Below are 16,935 nucleotides of genomic sequence, written 5' to 3'. Positions count from 1 at the left end.
GAGTCGGCTGGTCAACTCAGTTGACCGGAGGAGCCGCGGTTGCTCTACTGCGATGCCGGACCTGGGAGGATGTGTGGCAGAACTGCCGGAGAGTGTGGATCGCGACATTCTGGAGGGGCGCACCATCCTCGCAGTGAAGGCGATTCGTGAGGCACAAGGATGCTCGCTACGCGAAGCGGTTGATCTTTACCATCATCGCTACGGAGAGCTTCATCCTGAGCCGGACTCAGCCCAGGAAGTTCCCCGGCCCCGCGTGCTGCGGTTCGAGCGGGATGGCTCTTTGGTTGTCTTTGAGGGGCTGCAAGACGGTCAGTAGCCGAAGAAGTGAAGGACCGGGTCTCTGACCTGCGGCCGTGTAATCGATCAACGCTGCGACCTGCAACGTAGCTGTCGGTGGTTGTCGGCGTTGGTCGTCGGCGTTGGTCGTCGTTGAGCGCCCTTCGACGGCCCCACGACGGCCCGAGGCGCGTCTCATGCAGTCGTCGATGGCCGCCCCTGGCCGGGACCCTGGTGAGAGGTCAGTGCTGCGGCGCTTCCCCGGCAGCAATCTCGAATCCGGAGGATTCGTCCCATGGAACCGCCCTCCACAGGCTCACCGCAGCGGCCCAAATGCGGTGCACCAAAGTCCAGTCGGGGTTGTCTCCGCTGAGGGTGACGGTGGCAAGCAGGTCGCATCCCCAGATGCCCCACTCGTCATTGGGCGATGCAGCGATCACAGACTCTGCGATCTCGGCTACGCCCACGTGTATCTCCAGCGTCAGCAAGTCCGCGACGGGCCTGTCGCTGTCACTGCCACCAGTACCGAGCCTGAACGCGGCCACCGAATCCACGAACGGCCCCAACCATTCGCCTACCAATCGGTCGCCACTCTCCAGTAGGTAGTCGAGCAGGCGATCAAGCGCCTCATCGCCTCTCTCTTCTCCAGAGCGGCAGAAGAAGCTGAGTTGGTAGGCCACGGTACCCCCGTCGTCCTTGCTTGATCGCAAGCTGTTCGTAATGCGCGCCATCATGCACGTCGCGCCTGCGATCGCCCGGAGGAGCGAAGCGACGACAGGTGCTTGATGAGGTAGAGAAACCTGTAACAGCTCCTGGCCGATACAGCTCTTGGCGCTGGTCACGCCTCCATGGTGGTCTGGCAGCGAAGCCGCGGCCCCCGGGGGAGACAGGGTGCAGTCACGACTCGATGACCTGGCACGGAATCGGCCGGGCGACGCGGTGCGTCAGAAGATCCGAGAGTTGCAGCCGAACCCCTTGCTGCGGCTGGCCGGCCGTTGGGCTCCGGGCTCGGAGATCCGCAGTTGGTCAGACGGACTCGTAGGCGAGCGAGCCACTGGAAGACGACTCGGCAGGCTCAAGCGTCAAGGCTGGTTCACACTCCATGCCGTTTAGTGGGCGAGCGGCGCAGACATCGATCACTTGGCGATCGGCCCCGCCGGCGTCTTCGCGATCAACTCAAAACGGCATCGAGGAAAGTCCGTTTGGTACGGAGACGCGGCCATCACGGTGAACGGGGCCACGACGCGGCACATCGCGATCAGCCAATCCGAAGCACGTCGTATCGCTCGCGTCTTGTCTCGCCATTGCGGTGTCGCCGTCCCCGTCCGCCCCGTGATCTCCGTGGTGCACGCAGCGCGACTCACGGTCAAGAGCGCCAACCCGTCCGCCTCTACATCGCGCCGGGGCTGGGCTCGAAGCGGCGAGCGCGGCCCACGACCCGCTCCGCTGTACGCGGCTACGTCCTCATCCTGGTTCTCGGCTTCCGACGTGGTGAGGTACTCGGCCTCACCTGGGGGAACGGCGACCTGGACGCCGGTGAGATCTCGGTGCAGATGCAGCTACAGCGCATCAACCGGCGCTTGGTCCACGACGAGACCAAGACCGAGGCGTCCACGGCCGTGCTGCCGCTTCCGGAGATCTGCATTGCGGCTCTCCAGCGCAGGCAGCAGGAGAGGGAGTTGGCCAAGCAGGCGGCCGGCGAGCTGTGGTCGGACTTCGACTTCGTGTTCACGACGCGCTACGGGACACCGATCGAACCCCGGAACTTCAACCGCGGATTCGTCGACCGCTCGACCCGGGCCGGCGTCCGTCAGATCCGGCTGCACGACACCCACACGTCCCGTCGGAAGCCACCCGCCGGGCACTGCGCAAGCTGGGCAAGCATCTCGGGAAGCAAGATCCGGAGTAGTTGCTGTACTTCGCTGCTGTACGACGCCAAAGAACCCCTGCCGGATCTCCCCGGCAGGGGTTCTGAGCTGCGGTGGACCTGTGGGGATTTGAACCCCAGACCCCCTCGATGCGAACGAGGTGCGCTACCAGACTGCGCCACAGGCCCTTGCAACGAGTGAAACTCTAGCATCCCGGTCGGCCTGCCTGGAAATCCGTTCCCCGAGGCCGGGCGGCGGATGCCGGGGCTCTCATTCGTTGGCGGCCAGCGGTCGCTCGCCGTCCTCGTACTGGTCGAACAGCGGGGTGCGGCCGCGTTCGCGTGAGCGTCGGGCCGAGGCCGCGCGCCGGGCGTCGCTCCGCTCGTCGCCGTCCGCTCCCCTGTCGTCGGCGGGGTCCGCATCGTCGGATTCCCCGGCCGGTGCGTCCCCGGCGTCCGCCGTTTCGTGCTCCGGCGCCACCGAGCTCGAGCGGGCCGAGCTCCAGGCGTCCGGCGCCCCGAGGTCCACGTCGGAGGTCGCCCGCGGCGCGACCGGCGCGGTCACGTACGTCGGCAGCGGTACCGGCACCGGATCCCAGCTCTCGCCATGGCCGGGCCGGCGCTGCCGCTCGCGCTGCTGGTCGACCCACTCCGCGTGGTCGGTCTGCTCGACGAGTGCCCTGCGGTCCGCGGCGAGGGCCAGCAGACCCGGGTCGGTCTCCGGCTCGGGGGCCGCGTGCGGCTCCTCTGCGCCGGCGTCGGGGCCGGTGTCGACGGACGAGGCGTTCGCCGATGCGGGTGCACGCCGGCGCGGCTGACGCTCCCGCAGCCGCTGCGCGGCGACCTCGGCGCGCCTGCGGTCCATCTGGAAGGCGAAGCGTCGGCGTTCCTGGGCGCGCAGGTACCCGATGTATCCGCTGAGCAGGACCGCGGGCACGCCGGGCGCCCACAGGAACGCGAGCCCGCCGACCGCCGCGACGATCGCGCCGAGCGTGAAGGCGAGGAAGAGCATCACGGTGGTACGCCGACGGCGCGCGAGCGCCTTCGAGCGCTGTGCGCGTGCGGCGGACGCCTGCTCGGCCGCCGTCCGCCTGGCGACCGGTGCCCGCCGGCCCGCCGGAACGGCGCCCCCGTCGCGTGCGGGCTTGGCGCCCTGTTCGCGATGGTCGTGCGCGGGCTTGGCCGCCGGATCGCGCGCCGGTTCACGCGCCGCCTCCGGACGCCCCGACCCTCGTTCCTGGCCGCGCTCCTGAACTCGCTCCTGAGCTCGGTCCTGGCCGCGTTCCTGAGCGCGGTCCTGAACCGGCGCTTTCACCTGCGGGCGGGTCGGAGGCATGGCGAAGGACCGGACGTCCACCGATGCGGTGACGGCGTCCGGAACGACGGCGTCGGACTCCCCCTCCTCGGTGGAGCGCGCCCGCAGGTCCTTGGCGTACCGGCGCTCCATTCCCGCCCGTCCGGACAGCAGCCGGATGGCGGTGCTGAAGCGTTCCGTCGGACGGGCCTCGTTCAGCTCGTCCTGCCTACGGAGCCACATAGGCACCAAGTAGGCGGCCCAGGCCCCGACAATGACTGCGTAGATGAGGCCGCTGCTGCTCACGCCTCACACGGTAGAGGGGTTTACGTGAGGCCATCCGCCAATTGGGCCGGTGTGTCGCACGAACTGGCTGATATTTCGAACTTTTTTTGCGACCGGTGCGATCAACCGATCATTTTCGAACATTTATTCGGCTAATTCAATTGGACGCCTTCTGCGAGCGCGTGCGACGCCACCGGTTCAGCAGGCCCTCCGGGACCTCCTCCGCCGTGAGCGCGAAGACGAGGTGGTCACGCCAGGCGCCGTCGATGTGGAGATAGCGCGGCCGCAGCCCTTCCTCACGGAATCCGAGTTTCTCCACGACCCGGCGGCTCGGCCCGTTCTCCGGCCGAATGCAGACCTCGATGCGGTGCAGTCCGACGGTGCGGAAACAGTGGTCCACGATGAGCGCCACGGCCGTCGGCATCACCCCGCGGCCGGCCACCGACTCGTCCACCCAGTAACCGACGTGCCCGGAGCACATCGACCCCCAGGTGATCCCGGCGACCGTCAACTGCCCGACGAGCCGCCCCTGGTACTCGATCACGAACGGCAGCATCCGGCCCGCGTTCGCCTCGGACCGCAGATGCCGGACCATCTGGCGGTAGGTCGGCCGGTGTGCGATCGGCCCGCTGGGCGCGGGCGGCGGGATGGTCGCCTCCCAGGGGCGCAGCCAGTCCCGGTTGCGCCGGTTGACCTCGCGCCAGGCCCGCTGGTCGCGCAGCTTTATGGGCCGCAGGACGATGTCGCCCTCCACCAGTTCCACGGGCCAGGATGAGGTGTTCAGCTCGCACCCCCGTGGCTGGGTCTGGGGTGGTCGCCGCCACGGATCTGGTCGACGGCGTGGATCAGCAGGGGCTCCAGGACGGCCAGCCCGTCCTTCACCCCGCCGGTGGAACCCGGCAGGTTGACGATCAGCGTCCCGCCCGCCACTCCGGCCAGGCCGCGGGAGAGCGCCGCGGTGGGCACCTTCTCCCGGCCGTACGCCCGGATGGCCTCGGCGATGCCCGGCACCTCGTGGTCGATCACCGCGCGGGTCGCCTCGGGGGTGCGGTCGGTGGGCGAGATGCCGGTGCCGCCGGTGGTGACGACGGCGTCGTACCCGGCCTCGACGGCGGCCCGCAGCACCGCCTCCACCGGGTCCCCGTCGGGGACGACCTGCGGCCCGTCGACGGCGAAGCCGAAGCCGCGCAGGCCCTCGGCGATCAGCGGGCCGCCCCTGTCCTCGTAGACGCCGGCGGCGGCCCGGTTGGAGGCGGTGACGACCAGTGCGCTGTACGGAGCGAGCAGGGCGCCGCCGACCGACGTGTCGCGTGTCATGCCCGGCTCCAGTCGCCCGACTTGCCGCCCGTCTTCTCCTCCACGCGCACGTCCGTGATGACCGCTCCCTTGTCGACCGCCTTCACCATGTCGATCACGGTGAGCGCGGCAACGGAGACCGCGGTGAGCGCCTCCATCTCGACGCCCGTGCGGTCCGTCGTCTTCACCGTGGCGGTGATCTCCACGGCGTCGTCCGCGACCGACACATCCAGTTTCACACCGGAGACGGCCAGGGGGTGGCACAGCGGGATCAGGTCCGGGGTGCGTTTGGCGCCCATGATGCCCGCGATCCGCGCGGTGGCCAGCGCGTCCCCCTTGGGTACCCCCTCGCCGCGCAGCAGCTCGACCACACGGGGCGAGACGAGGACCCGCCCGCTGGCACGCGCGGTGCGCGCGGTGACGTCCTTGCCGGAAACGTCGACCATGCGGGCGGCGCCCACGTCGTCGATGTGCGTCAGTCGGTCCTGCTTGCTCATGGTGGTGTGGCGCTCCCGGTCCGGGCCTGTTGTGCGCGACACGGTACCCCCAACCAGGAGGGCTCAGCCGAGGAGGACCACCTCGACGTCGGCACCGGGCTCCACGGACTCCACGTCCTCGGGTACGACGATCAGCGAGTCGGCGTGCGCGAGGGCCGCGACCAGGTGGGAGCCGGCACCCCCGACGGGGCGGACGGTGCCGTCGCTGTAGGTGGCGCGCAGGAACTGTCTGCGGCCCTTCGGCGAGGTCAGCGCCTTGTCCGCGATCAGCTTCGCGCGCGTGGTGGGCCGGTGGACGTCCTCGAGGCCCATGAGGGTCCTGATGGCGGGGCGGACGAACAGCTCGAACGAGACGTACGACGACACCGGGTTGCCCGGCAGGGCCAGCAGGGGGATGTGGTCGGGTCCGATGGAACCGAAGCCCTGGGGCTTGCCGGGCTGCATGGCCAGCTTGCGGAATTCGACGCCACCGCCGGCCTCGTCCTCGTCGCCGACGTGCTCCAGGGCCTCCTTGACGACGTCGTACGCCCCGACGCTCACTCCGCCGGTGGTCACGACGAGGTCGGCGCGGACGAGCTGGTCCTCGATGGTGGAGCGGAGCGTCTCGGCGTCGTCGGCGACCGCGCCGACCCGGTAGGCGATGGCGCCGGCGTCCCGGGCGGCCGCGGTGAGGGCGAAGCTGTTGGAGTCGTAGATCTGGCCGCTGCCGAGCTCCTCGCCGGGCTGGACGAGTTCGCTGCCGGTGGACATCACGACCACGCGCGGGCGCGGGCGCACGCGTACGGCGCCCCGGCCGATCGCGGCGAGCAGGGCGATCTGGGGCGGTCCGAGGACGGTCCCGGCGTCGAGGGCGCGGTCCCCCGCCTTCACGTCGCTGCCCTTCGCGCGTACATGCGCGCGTGCCTCGGCGGGCCGGTACACGCGCACGTGCCCCGAGGCCTGCTCGGGGGCGCGGCTGCGGGCGCGCATCCCGCTGACCGGGCCCTCGCCGAGTCCGCCGTCGGTCCACTCCACCGGGACGACGGCCTCGGCCCCGGCCGGGAGCGGGGCGCCGGTCATGATCCGGGCGGCCTGGCCGGGTCCCACGTACAGCAGGTCGGCCGCCTGTCCCGCCGCGACGTCCCCCACGACGTCCAGAGCCGCCGGGAACTCCTCGCTCGCGCCCGCGACATCCGCGACCCGCACCGCGTAGCCGTCCATGGAGCTGTTGTCGAAGGGCGGCAGCGAGACCGGCACCATGACGTCCTCGACCAGGACGCAGCCCTGGGCGTCGGGCAGTTGCAGCTCGATGGGTTCCAGGGGGCGGACGGTGGCGAGGATGTCCTCCAGGTGTTCGTCCACCGACCAGAGCTGGTCCTGGCCGGTGTGGCGGGGCGCGGCGGTGCTCAAAGTGGCTACATCTCCTCGGTGACGTAACTGCGAAGCCAGGACCGGAAGTCCGGACCCAGATCTTCACGTTCGCACGCGAGTCTGACAATGGCACGCAGGTAGTCGCCACGGTCGCCGGTGTCATAACGACGACCCTTGAAGACGACGCCGTGGACGGGGCCGCCGATCTTCTCGTCCTGCGCGAGCTGCTGGAGGGCGTCGGTGAGCTGGATCTCCCCGCCGCGGCCGGGCTCGGTCTGCCGCAGTATGCCGAACACGCTCGGGTCGAGGACGTAGCGTCCGATGATCGCGTAGTTCGACGGGGCGTCCGCCGGGTCCGGCTTCTCGACGAGGCCGGTCACCTTGACCACGTCGCTGTCCACGGTGGCCTCCACGGCGGCGCAGCCGTAGAGGTGGATCTGCTCGGGGGCGACCTCCATGAGCGCGACGACGCTGCCGCCGTGCAGCTCCTGCACCTCGATCATCCGCTGGAGCAGCGGGTCACGGGGGTCGATCAGGTCATCCCCCAGCAGGACGGCGAAGGGCTCCTGCCCGACGTGCGGGGCCGCGCACAGGACGGCGTGCCCGAGGCCCTTGGGGTCGCCCTGGCGCACGTAGTGCATGGTCGCGAGGTCGCTGGACTGCTGAACCTTGGCGAGCCGGGCGGCATCACCCTTCTTCTGCAGGGCCGACTCGAGTTCGTAGTTGCGGTCGAAGTGGTCCTCAAGAGGGCGCTTGTTGCGGCCCGTGACCATGAGGACGTCGTCGAGGCCGGCGGAGACGGCCTCCTCGACCACGTACTGGATAGCCGGCTTGTCCACGACCGGCAGCATCTCCTTGGGAGTGGCCTTGGTCGCCGGCAGGAACCGGGTGCCGAGACCGGCTGCGGGGATGACAGCCTTGCTGATCCTGGGGTGCGACTGCGTCATGTCGGCAACCTTATCCGGTGACTTTGAGAGGGATCTGTGGCTCCGGTTAATTGATGATCATATGAACGCATTGGGGCAGTGTGGGAGATGTACAGGAGCGACATATGAGCCACCTCGAAGGCGGACCAGAGTCTGACAAACGTATGTTGCGGCGAGGGATCCTCGCCATGAGAAACAGGTTGACGCCCGATGACGTGCGCGCGGCAGCCGTCGCCCTGGCCGAGCAGGCCCTGGAACTGCCCGAGTTGACGCACGCGCACACGGTGGCGGCGTACGTCTCCGTGGGTACCGAGCCCGGGACTCTGGCACTGCTGGACGCGCTGCGCGCGCGGGGCGTGCGCGTACTCCTCCCCGCGCTGCTGCCCGACAACGACCTGGACTGGGGCGCCTACACCGGCGAAGACTCTCTCGCGCGGGTCCTGCACGGCGGCAGGATGGCCCTTCTGGAGCCGGCCGGCGAACGCCTCGGCCCGGACGCGGTGACGACCGCCGACGTGGTGCTGCTGCCGGGCCTGGCCGTCGACGCGCACGGTATGCGCCTGGGGCGCGGCGGAGGGTCGTACGACCGCGTCCTGGCCCGGCTGGCGGCTTCCGGGGCCGACCCCTCGCTGGTGGTGCTCCTGTACGACGCCGAGGTCGTCGAGCACGTCCCCGGGGAGGCCCACGACCGGCCCGTGCACGCGGTGGTGACGCCCTCGGGGGTGCGCCGCTTCACCTGACACCCCGAGCCCTCGAACGGAAGGGGCCCTCCACGCGCGCGTGGAGGGCCCCTTTCGGACGGTCGGCAGCTCAGGGTTTGAGCACCAGGGTGTCGCTGGTGCTGTCGTCGACCGCCTTCTTCGAGAAGGACCAGTCGAGCAGTTCACCGTCGGCCCACTTGCTCGTCTGGTCGGTGTAGTGAGCGCTGAAGGCGTGTCCCGAGGCTCCGGTGAGGTTGATCCACTTCGACTTGTCGAGGTCGTCGAGGTTGACCACCATCCGCATCGACGGCACCCATACGACGCCGTAGCCGCCGGCCGCGTTCCAGCCGGTCGCGTTGACCGTCGCCTCGCCGCCACCGAGCTTCCAGGGGCCGCGGTTGAGGATGTACTGGAGGAAACCGGGGCCGCTGGTGCCCAGCGTCTGGTTCTTCAGGAACAGGCGGTGCAGCCGGCCCCAGCTCCAGGTGTCGATGTCCTTGCCGAGCTTGGCGGTGAGCTCCCAGCGCGCGTCGATCATGGCGCGCTCGAACAGCTTGTCGCGGTCGTGGGTGGCGCCCGGGCGGGTGCCCGAGGCGGGTGTCGTCCACCAGTCGCTGTCCGTCTTCGTCATGAGGTTGCGCACGACCTCGAACCATCGGTCGCCGCCGTCCGGCTGCGCCTGGTCGGCATCGCGCTCGCCGCACTCGCGGACCTTGTCGGTGTCGTCGACCGGGCCGGTGGTGTTGACCGGGTCGACCCACAGGCACTGGTCCTCGACACGCAGCTCCTTGGGCAGCTTGTTGCCGAAGGCCAGCTTGAGGATGTTGCGCCAGACCGCGTTGAAGTAGGCGGCCGCCGCCGAGTCGGCGTCCTGGGTGAAGTCCCAGTTCTCCAGGAGTTTCTGTGCCTCGCGGACGTCCGGGTCGTCGAGGTTGAGCTTCTTCAGCACGGGCACGAGCAGCTTCGCGATCTCGCTGTCGTCGTCCAGCTGCATCTGACGCATGTCGTCGGTGGAGATCTTCCCACCGCCCTTGATCTTGCCCTTGATCAGGTCGGTGATCCGCTGGCTGCGCGCACCGTAGCCCCAGTCCGTGGTCAGCGTGTAGGGGTACTCGTCCTTGTCGACGACGGCCTGGTTGGCGGTGACGATGTAGCCGCGGGCGGGGTCGTACTCGTAGGGCAGCTCATCGAAATCGATGTAGCCCTTCCACTTGTACTTGGAGTTCCAGCCCGGCGCCGGGATCGAGCCGTCGACGCCCTTCGCGCGCGTGGGGATGCGTCCGGGCAGCTGGTAGCCGATGTGGTTCGAGGTGTCGGCGTAGACGAGGTTCTGCGAGGGCACGTCGAAGTCCTCGGCCGCCTTGCGGAAGCTGTCCCAGTCCTTCGCCTTGTCCATCTCGAACACGGCGTCCATGGAGGTGCCCGCTTCCAGCGCGGTCCACTTCAGGGCGACGCCGTAACCGTCGCCGCGGTCGGGCGCCGCGGTGTCGACGGTGGCCTTCTTGCCGACGTCGACGAGTTCGTCGTCACGGTCGGACAGCAGGGGCATCCCGTCCTCGGTCTGCCGGACGACGATCTTCTTGGACTCGCCGCCGGCGACCTTGATGGTCTCCTCGCGCGTGACGAACGGCTTCACCTTGCCGTCGTACTGGTAGCCGTCGTCCCCGGAGAGCTTCTCCAGGTAGAGGTCTGTGACGTCGACGCCGGAGTTGGTCATGCCCCAGGAGATGGTCTGGTTGTGGCCGATGATCACACCGGGCATGCCCGCAAACGTGTAGCCGGAGACGTCGTACTGGCACTTGCTGGAGACGGCGCGACAGTGCAGGCCCATCTGGTACCAGACCGACGGCAGCGAGGCCGACAGGTGCGGGTCGTTGGCCAGCAGCGGCTTGCCAGTGATCGTTTTCGTGCCGGCGACGACCCAGGAGTTCGAGCCGATGCCGTTGCCGTTCACACCGACGGCCGTGGGCAGGTCGTCCAGGACGTTGTAGAGGCCCGAGAGCTGGCTCTGGAGGGCCGAGCCGTCCGTACTCGAGGACGAGCCCGAGGACGTGCCCGTGCCGTCGCCCGTGGAGCTGTCGTCGGAGTCGCTCTGGCCGTCGCTCTGCTCGAAGGTCTTGGTCAGCTCGTCGTACTGACCCTCCTGGACGATCGTCTGGTTACGGTCGTACGGGTACTGCGGGTACAGCTCGGCGATCTGGGCCGGGCCGAGGCGGCTGGTCATCAGGGCGCGGTCGATCTCGTCCTGCATGTTGCCGCGCAGGTCCCAGGCCATCGCCTTCAGCCAGGAGACCGAGTCGACCGGGGTCCACTCGGTGGGCTTGTAGTCGTTGGTGAAACCCAGGGCCGCGTACTCCAGGGAGATGTCGGCGCCGTCCTTGCCCTTGAGGTAGGCGTTGACCCCCTTGGCGTAGGCCTGGAGGTACTTCTTCGTGCCGGCCGACAGCTTGCTGTCGTACTCCTCCTTGGCGACGCGGTCCCAGCCCAGGGTGCGCAGGAACTCGTCGTTGTCCACCTGGCTCTTGCCGAACATCTCCGACAGCCGCCCGGAGGTCATGTGCCGGCGCACGTCCATCTCGTAGAACCGGTCCTGGGCCTGGACGTAGCCCTGCGCCATGAACAGGTCCTCGTCGGAGTCCGCGTAGATCTGCGGGATGCCGTAGCCGTCCCGCTTCACGTCGACGGGCCCGGTCAGGCCCTCGAGTGTGATCGAACCCTTGGTCTGCGGGAAGGACGCGCGGACGGTGCTGATGGACCAGTAGGCGCCGTAGGCGATGCCTCCGATGATGGCCAGCACCAGCACAAGCACGATCAAACGGGCTTTGCGCCCCTTCTTCCTGCCGGACTTGCCGGGCTTGTCACCCGATGTGGCGGTGGTGTTGGGGGGCATCGCTGTCCTTGCTGTCCTAACGCGAGCGGCAGGCGGTCCTGGAGTGCTGGAGCAACCATAGGCGCAGGGCCTTGTGCCACTTGACGCGGAGTCGGGTACCGGTACGGAGGGATGTTCGATCTTCCCTCGCCGAGCGTCAAGAAATCGTCAAGAGTTAGGTAAGGTAACGAAGTAGTTGGGCCCGAAGCTCACGGCTTCGTGTCCGATGTATCCGAAGCACATGTGCGCCCGCGCGCAAGCCGCGCGCGCCGGTGAAGGGAACCGCCGCTGACTGTCCACCATCTCAACCAGCTCCTGCTCGTCTGCTCGCTCGTCCTGCTCGTCGCCGTCGTAGCGGTCCGGATCTCCTCGCGCAGCGGGCTCCCAAGCCTGCTCGTGTACGTGGGCATCGGCGTCCTCATGGGCCAGGACGGCATCGGCAACATCCACTTCGACAACGCCGAGATGACCCAGGTCATCGGCTACGCAGCCCTGGTCGTGATCCTCGCCGAGGGCGGCCTCGGCACGAAGTGGAAGGAGATCGAACCGGCCCTGCCGTCCGCCACGGCACTGGCACTGGCCGGCGTCGCGGTCAGCGTCGGCGTCACCGCCACGGCCGCGCACTTCGTGACCGGGCTGGAGTGGAGACAGGCGCTGATCATCGGCGCGGTGGTGTCCTCGACCGACGCGGCGGCGGTCTTCTCCGTCCTGCGCAAGATCCCCCTCCCCTCGCGCGTGACGGGCACGCTGGAGGCCGAGTCCGGCTTCAACGACGCCCCGGTGGTCATCCTGGTGGTCGCCTTCTCCACGGCCGGCCCCGTCGAGCACTGGTACGTGCTGCTGGGCGAGATAGCGCTGGAACTGGCCATCGGCGCCGCCATCGGCCTCGCGATCGGCTGGCTGGGCTCCTGGGGCCTCAGGCACGTCGCGCTGCCCGCCTCCGGCCTCTACCCGATCGCCGTCATGGCGATCGCGGTCACCGCCTACGCGGCGGGCTCCCTGGCGCACGGCAGCGGCTTCCTGGGCGTGTATCTCGCCTCGATGGTCATGGGCAACGCGAAACTGCCGCACTGGCCCGCCACCCGCGGGTTCGCCGACGGCCTCGGCTGGATCGCCCAGATCGGCATGTTCGTGCTGCTCGGTCTCCTGGTGACCCCGCACGAGCTGGGCGACGACGTGCTGCCGGCGCTCGTCATCGGCCTGGTGCTGACCATGGTGGCCCGACCGCTCAGCGTCGTGCTGTGCCTGACGCCGTTCCGGGTGCCCTGGCAGGAGCAGACCCTCATGTCCTGGGCCGGGCTGCGCGGCGCCGTCCCCATCATCCTGGCGACGATCCCCATGGTGAACGGCGTCGACGCCAGCCGCCGCATCTTCAACATCGTCTTCGTCCTGGTCGTCGTCTACACCCTGATCCAAGGGCCGACACTGCCCTGGCTGGCGCGCAAGCTACGCCTGGGCGGTGATCCCGAGGCCGCCGACCTCGGCGTCGAGTCGGCGCCCCTGGAGCGGCTGCGCGGGCACCTGCTGTCCGTCGCGATCCCCGAGGGGTCGAAGATGCACGGCGTCGAGGTCAACGAGCTACGGCTGCCGGCCGGGGCAGCCGTCACCCTCGTCGTGCGGGACGGGACGTCGTTCGTGCCGCTGCCGACGACCGTGCTGCGACACGGCGACGAACTCCTCGTCGTCGCCACCGACCCGGTCCGCGACGCGGCAGAGCGGCGACTGCGCGCCGTCGGGCACGGCGGCAAGCTCGCGGGATGGCTGGGCACAGGCGACAGCGCGCGTTAAGTGCATGTTTCGCACTGTTCACACCCCCTTCATTCGGAGGCGGCCGACCTTACGGTGCTCATTTTCACAGGGAGGACGCGACTTGATCCCTGTACGATGAAGGCACACCTTGATCGAACCAACTCTGCCTGACGCAGAGCTGGCGCGACCGTATGGCGGCCGGGACACCTCGCGCGGCGAGCACCGGCATCTACCGCAGCACGCGCAAGAGGACAGCTCTCGGCGCCCCCGCCCACCGGACGGGGTCGCGCTACCAGGCGGCAGAAAGGCACGGGCCGTGGCATCCACGGTCACCACCGAGCCGTCGAAGGATTCGTCGGCCTCGTCCCGCCCTGGATACGGGCAACTGCTGCGCACCCGCGGCGCCTGGACGTTCCTGCTGCCCGGCTTCGCGGCCCGCCAGCCGTTCGCGATGCTCACCATCTCCATCGTGCTGCTCGTGCAGCACACCACCGGCTCGTACGGCGCGGCCGGTGCCGCCGCCGCCGTCACCGGTGTCTCCATGGCACTGTGCGCGCCCTACAGCGGGCGGCTCGCCGACCGTTACGGGCAGCGCGCGGTGCTGATCCCCGGCGTGCTCCTGCACACGCTGTCGGGCCTCACGCTCACCGTGCTCGCCCTGACCCACGCACCCCTGTGGACGGTGTTCGCGGCGGCCGTGCCCACGGGCGCCTCGGTACCGCAGATCGGGCCCATGGTGCGGGCCCGCTGGGGTGCGCGGTTGAAGGGCTCGCCCCTGATGCCCACCGCCGCGGCCTTCGAGTCCGTCACCGACGAGCTCACCTTCGTCTTCGGCCCGCTGCTGGCAACCGCCCTGTGCACCGCCGTGAACCCGGCCGCCGGCCTGGTCACCGAGGCCGCGCTGACCCTGATCGGCGGTCTGCTGTTCGCCGCGCGCAAGAGCACGCAGCCCCAGGTCGCCGTCGCCGGACACGCGCGCGTGGAGCACGCCTCAGCTCTGCGCGTCCCCGGTGTGCGCGTGCTGATCGTGGCCTTCCTGGGCATCGGCGCCGTCTTCGGCGGTATGCAGGTCTCGCTGGCCGCGTTCACCGAGTCCCTCGGCGAGCCCGGCCTGAACGGCGTCCTGTACGGCACCTTCGCCGCGGGCAACATGCTCTCCGGCCTGGTCTGTGGCGCCATCGCCTGGAAGGTCGCTCCGCAGCGGCGCCTGGTCGTCGCCTACGCCGCGCTGGCAATCGTCGCCTCCGGCCTGTGGGCGGCGCACTCGGTGCTCGTCCTGGCGGGCCTGGGCCTCCTGGTCGGTATGTGCATCGCGCCCACGCTGATCACCGGCTACACACTGGTCGAGGACCTGGTCCCGGCCGGCGCCCGCACCGAGGCGTTCACCTGGCTGACGGGCGCGGTCGCGCTCGGACAGGCGGCCGCCGTCACGATCGCCGGACAACTGGAGGACCGCTTCTGGGGCGGCGCCGGTTTCCTGGTCCCCATGGGAGGCACCGTGCTGGCCCTGGTGACCCTGCTGGCGCTGCGTTCACAGCTGGAGACGCGCTCGCGCGCGCGGACCGTCGCACGTGGCGTCGGTCACCGCGTGCCGGTGACAGTGGACTGATCCTCCGGAATACGTCAAGATAGACCGTCGTTAGCACTCACTGAGTGAGAGTGCCAGGAGGAAGACAGTGCCGACCTACCAGTACCAGTGCACCGAGTGCGGCGAGGGCCTCGAGGCGGTGCAGAAGTTCACCGACGATGCCCTGACCGAGTGCCCCAACTGCAGTGGCCGCCTCAAGAAGGTGTTCTCCGCTGTCGGTATCGTCTTCAAGGGCTCCGGCTTCTACCGCAACGACAGCCGCGGCTCCTCGTCGAGCAGCTCGCCGGCGTCGTCCGGAAAGTCGTCGACGCCCGGATCCGACTCGAAGCCGTCGACGTCGTCGACCTCGGACTCGAAGTCGAAGTCGTCGAGCACCGGCACCTCGACCGGCAGCAGCTCAGCCGCGTAAGGCTCGCTCACAGGACCCTGTCGTCGTATGACGACGGGGTCTTCGGCGTTTCCCGGGGCGGCTAGGGTGCGACGCATGGCGAACAAGGCGAACGCAGAGATCGGCGTGATCGGCGGCTCCGGCTTCTACTCGTTCCTCGACCACGTGACCGAGCTCCAGGTCGACACCCCCTACGGACCGCCCAGCGACTCCCTCTTCCTCGGCGAGATCGCCGGCCGGCGGGTCGCCTTCCTGCCCCGACACGGACGCGGACATCATCTGCCGCCCCACCGGATCAACTACCGGGCCAACCTGTGGGCGCTGCGCTCGGTCGGGGCGCGCCAGGTCCTCGGTCCGTGCGCGGTGGGCGGCCTGCGCCCGGAGTACGGGCCCGGCACGCTGCTCGTGCCCGATCAGCTGGTCGACCGCACGAAGTCACGGATCGGAACGTACTTCGACGGGCTGCCCCTGCCCGACGGCACGGTGCCCAACGTGGTGCACGTGTCCCTGGCCGACCCCTACTGCCCCGCTGGACGCTCGGCGGCCCTGAAGGCGGCGCGCGGTCAGGAGTGGGAGCCGGTGGACGGCGGGACGCTTGTCGTGATCGAGGGGCCGCGGTTCTCGACCCGTGCCGAATCGTTGTGGCACCAGGCGCAGGGCTGGTCGGTGGTGGGCATGACGGGCCACCCGGAGGCCGCGCTCGCTCGTGAACTCGAGCTCTGTTACACGTCGTTGAACCTGGTCACCGATCTGGACGCGGGCGCCGAGAGCGGTGAGGGCGTGTCGCACGAGGAGGTGCTGCGGGTGTTCGCGGCGAACGTGGACCGGCTGCGGGGCGTGCTCTTCGACGCGGTCGCCGCACTGCCCTCCGACGGGGAGCGGGACTGTCTGTGCGCGAACGCGCTGGGCGGCCTGGATCCGGGGTTCGAGCTGCCGTAGCGGGTGGAGGGGGAAGGGGCGGGAAAGGGAGCCTCTGGCGCGGAAGTCCTCCTTCGGGTGAGGGAGTTGTCCACAACCCGGCGGTTGTCCACCGGCTCCGGCGAGCGGCGGCGCGAAGGTTCATCGTGGCTTCGCAAACCCGTCTCTCCTCGCAGGTGGTGATCCCGTGTCCGACTCCCTCGTTCCTCCCGCTTCTCCCCTTTCTCCCGCTTCTCCCCCTCCTCTCCCTCCTCTCCCTTCGCCCCCTCCCCTTCCTTCGCTCCCTTCGCCCGCCTCGTCCCCTCTTCCCTTCGCGGCGCGACCACCCGGCACGGACACTCCGGCCACCTGCGAGGTGCCGCGCTTCGCTCCTGTGCGGGTCCGCGGCGGGCGGTACCGGCTGGGACGGCTCGTACGCAGTCGGCGGCGGGCCCTCGCCCTGGGCCTCGCCATCACCGCCGCCGCGCTCGTGGCGTCCGGCCCCCGGGACGGCGGTGCGGCGCACGGACCTCCCGGCGGAACTGCGCGGCCGGACGCGCGCGGGGGCTCGCACCCCCGCGCGCATGTACCACTACGCGCCCCTGCGGACGGCCCTCGCGCCGGGAAGAAGGTGGCTGCGCCGGTACGGATCGCCGACGCGGCCACGGTCCGGCTGCTGCGCCCTGGTGACCGGGTCGATGTCATCGCCGCCGAGCCGGCGACGCTGGGCGGCATGGACGGCACGGGCGGCGACGCCCGAGTGGTCGCGCGCGGGGCGCTGGTGACGAAGGTGCCGGAGCCGCTGGACACCGCTGCCGGCACGGCTGACGACGGGGCGCTGGTCGTCCTGTCGGTGCCCCGGTCCACCGCCGCGCGCCTGGCGGGGGCCAGTGCGACGGCTCGGCTGGCGGTGACCCTGTGGTGACGTCAAGTCGCTCGTCCGAAGGGCCGA

The 16,935-nt window shown here is 69.7% G+C and carries 16 protein-coding genes and 1 tRNA gene; 8 read left to right on the top strand and 9 right to left on the bottom strand.

The window, feature by feature from the left end; all coding sequences use genetic code 11:
* Positions 1-73: 73 nt before the first annotated feature.
* Positions 74-316 carry a hypothetical protein gene (locus ACIRPU_RS27265; RefSeq protein ID WP_403871840.1) on the top strand — a complete coding sequence of 81 codons (243 nt, stop codon included), beginning with the start codon at positions 74-76 and terminating at the stop codon, positions 314-316.
* Positions 317-518: 202 nt separating this feature from the next.
* On the opposite strand, the gene ACIRPU_RS27260 is transcribed toward ACIRPU_RS27265, so the two are convergent.
* Positions 519-1,118, bottom strand: a complete 600-nt coding sequence (locus tag ACIRPU_RS27260; protein WP_403871838.1) for a hypothetical protein — start codon at positions 1,116-1,118, stop codon at positions 519-521.
* Positions 1,119-1,407: 289 nt separating this feature from the next.
* Here ACIRPU_RS27260 and ACIRPU_RS27255 point away from each other — a divergent pair, with 289 nt between their 5' ends.
* Positions 1,408-2,277: a nuclease-related domain-containing protein gene (locus ACIRPU_RS27255; protein ID WP_403872128.1), complete on the top strand. Its 870-nt coding sequence runs from the start codon at positions 1,408-1,410 to the stop codon at positions 2,275-2,277.
* Here ACIRPU_RS27255 and ACIRPU_RS27250 read toward each other — a convergent pair.
* The 7 genes from ACIRPU_RS27250 to galU all read right to left on the bottom strand — a co-directional run bounded on the left by ACIRPU_RS27250 (position 2,259) and on the right by galU (position 7,812).
* Positions 2,259-2,332, bottom strand: a tRNA-Ala gene (locus ACIRPU_RS27250). The genes ACIRPU_RS27255 and ACIRPU_RS27250 overlap by 19 nt on opposite strands.
* Before the next feature lie 82 nt (positions 2,333-2,414).
* Positions 2,415-3,743 carry a gephyrin-like molybdotransferase receptor GlpR gene (glpR, locus tag ACIRPU_RS27245; protein ID WP_403871836.1) on the bottom strand — a complete coding sequence of 443 codons (1,329 nt, stop codon included), beginning with the start codon at positions 3,741-3,743 and terminating at the stop codon, positions 2,415-2,417.
* Between the two features lie 136 nt (positions 3,744-3,879).
* A complete protein-coding gene (locus tag ACIRPU_RS27240) occupies positions 3,880-4,485 on the bottom strand; it encodes a GNAT family N-acetyltransferase (RefSeq protein WP_384115303.1) in 606 nt (201 codons plus the stop codon).
* A 17-nt stretch (positions 4,486-4,502) separates the two neighbouring features.
* Positions 4,503-5,039, bottom strand: coding sequence for a molybdenum cofactor biosynthesis protein B (locus ACIRPU_RS27235; RefSeq protein WP_403871833.1), 537 nt, complete (start codon positions 5,037-5,039; stop codon positions 4,503-4,505).
* Positions 5,036-5,515: a cyclic pyranopterin monophosphate synthase MoaC gene (gene moaC / locus ACIRPU_RS27230; protein WP_355704382.1), complete on the bottom strand. Its 480-nt coding sequence runs from the start codon at positions 5,513-5,515 to the stop codon at positions 5,036-5,038. Before moaC ends, ACIRPU_RS27235 begins: the two co-directional genes overlap by 4 nt.
* Before the next feature lie 63 nt (positions 5,516-5,578).
* Positions 5,579-6,904 (bottom strand): gephyrin-like molybdotransferase Glp, encoded by a 1,326-nt coding sequence (gene glp, locus ACIRPU_RS27225; RefSeq protein WP_403871831.1) that lies wholly within the window; start codon positions 6,902-6,904, stop codon positions 5,579-5,581.
* A 5-nt stretch (positions 6,905-6,909) separates the two neighbouring features.
* Entirely contained in the window at positions 6,910-7,812 is a 903-nt protein-coding gene (gene galU, locus ACIRPU_RS27220; protein WP_355704380.1) for a UTP--glucose-1-phosphate uridylyltransferase GalU, read from the bottom strand.
* A 104-nt stretch (positions 7,813-7,916) separates the two neighbouring features.
* On the opposite strand from galU, the gene ACIRPU_RS27215 reads away from it, so the two are divergent.
* Positions 7,917-8,531, top strand: coding sequence for a 5-formyltetrahydrofolate cyclo-ligase (locus tag ACIRPU_RS27215; RefSeq protein WP_403871828.1), 615 nt, complete (start codon positions 7,917-7,919; stop codon positions 8,529-8,531).
* 70 nt (positions 8,532-8,601) lie between these two features.
* Here the strand turns inward: ACIRPU_RS27215 and ACIRPU_RS27210 are convergent, their stop codons facing one another.
* Entirely contained in the window at positions 8,602-11,382 is a 2,781-nt protein-coding gene (locus ACIRPU_RS27210; protein WP_403871826.1) for a penicillin acylase family protein, read from the bottom strand.
* Between the two features lie 267 nt (positions 11,383-11,649).
* Here ACIRPU_RS27210 and ACIRPU_RS27205 point away from each other — a divergent pair, with 267 nt between their 5' ends.
* From ACIRPU_RS27205 to ACIRPU_RS27185, 5 genes are all read left to right on the top strand, one after another.
* On the top strand, positions 11,650-13,149 hold the full coding sequence (locus tag ACIRPU_RS27205; RefSeq protein ID WP_403872126.1) for a potassium/proton antiporter: 1,500 nt from the start codon (positions 11,650-11,652) through the stop codon (positions 13,147-13,149).
* 277 nt (positions 13,150-13,426) lie between these two features.
* A complete protein-coding gene (locus tag ACIRPU_RS27200; protein ID WP_403871824.1) occupies positions 13,427-14,719 on the top strand; it encodes an MFS transporter in 1,293 nt (430 codons plus the stop codon).
* Positions 14,720-14,786: 67 nt separating this feature from the next.
* Complete coding sequence (locus tag ACIRPU_RS27195; protein WP_403871822.1) at positions 14,787-15,107, top strand: FmdB family zinc ribbon protein; 321 nt, start codon at positions 14,787-14,789, stop codon at positions 15,105-15,107.
* 75 nt (positions 15,108-15,182) lie between these two features.
* On the top strand, positions 15,183-16,025 hold the full coding sequence (locus ACIRPU_RS27190) for an S-methyl-5'-thioadenosine phosphorylase (protein ID WP_385554039.1): 843 nt from the start codon (positions 15,183-15,185) through the stop codon (positions 16,023-16,025).
* 334 nt (positions 16,026-16,359) lie between these two features.
* Positions 16,360-16,908 carry an RcpC/CpaB family pilus assembly protein gene (locus ACIRPU_RS27185; protein ID WP_403871820.1) on the top strand — a complete coding sequence of 183 codons (549 nt, stop codon included), beginning with the start codon at positions 16,360-16,362 and terminating at the stop codon, positions 16,906-16,908.
* The last annotated feature ends 27 nt before the right edge of the window (positions 16,909-16,935 follow it).

The sequence above is a fragment of the Streptomyces sp. NPDC102259 genome, from assembly GCF_044766465.1.
Lineage (GTDB): Bacteria > Actinomycetota > Actinomycetes > Streptomycetales > Streptomycetaceae > Streptomyces.
Note: the sequence above shows the minus strand (reverse complement) of the source record. Positions and strands in the feature narration are given on the sequence as shown.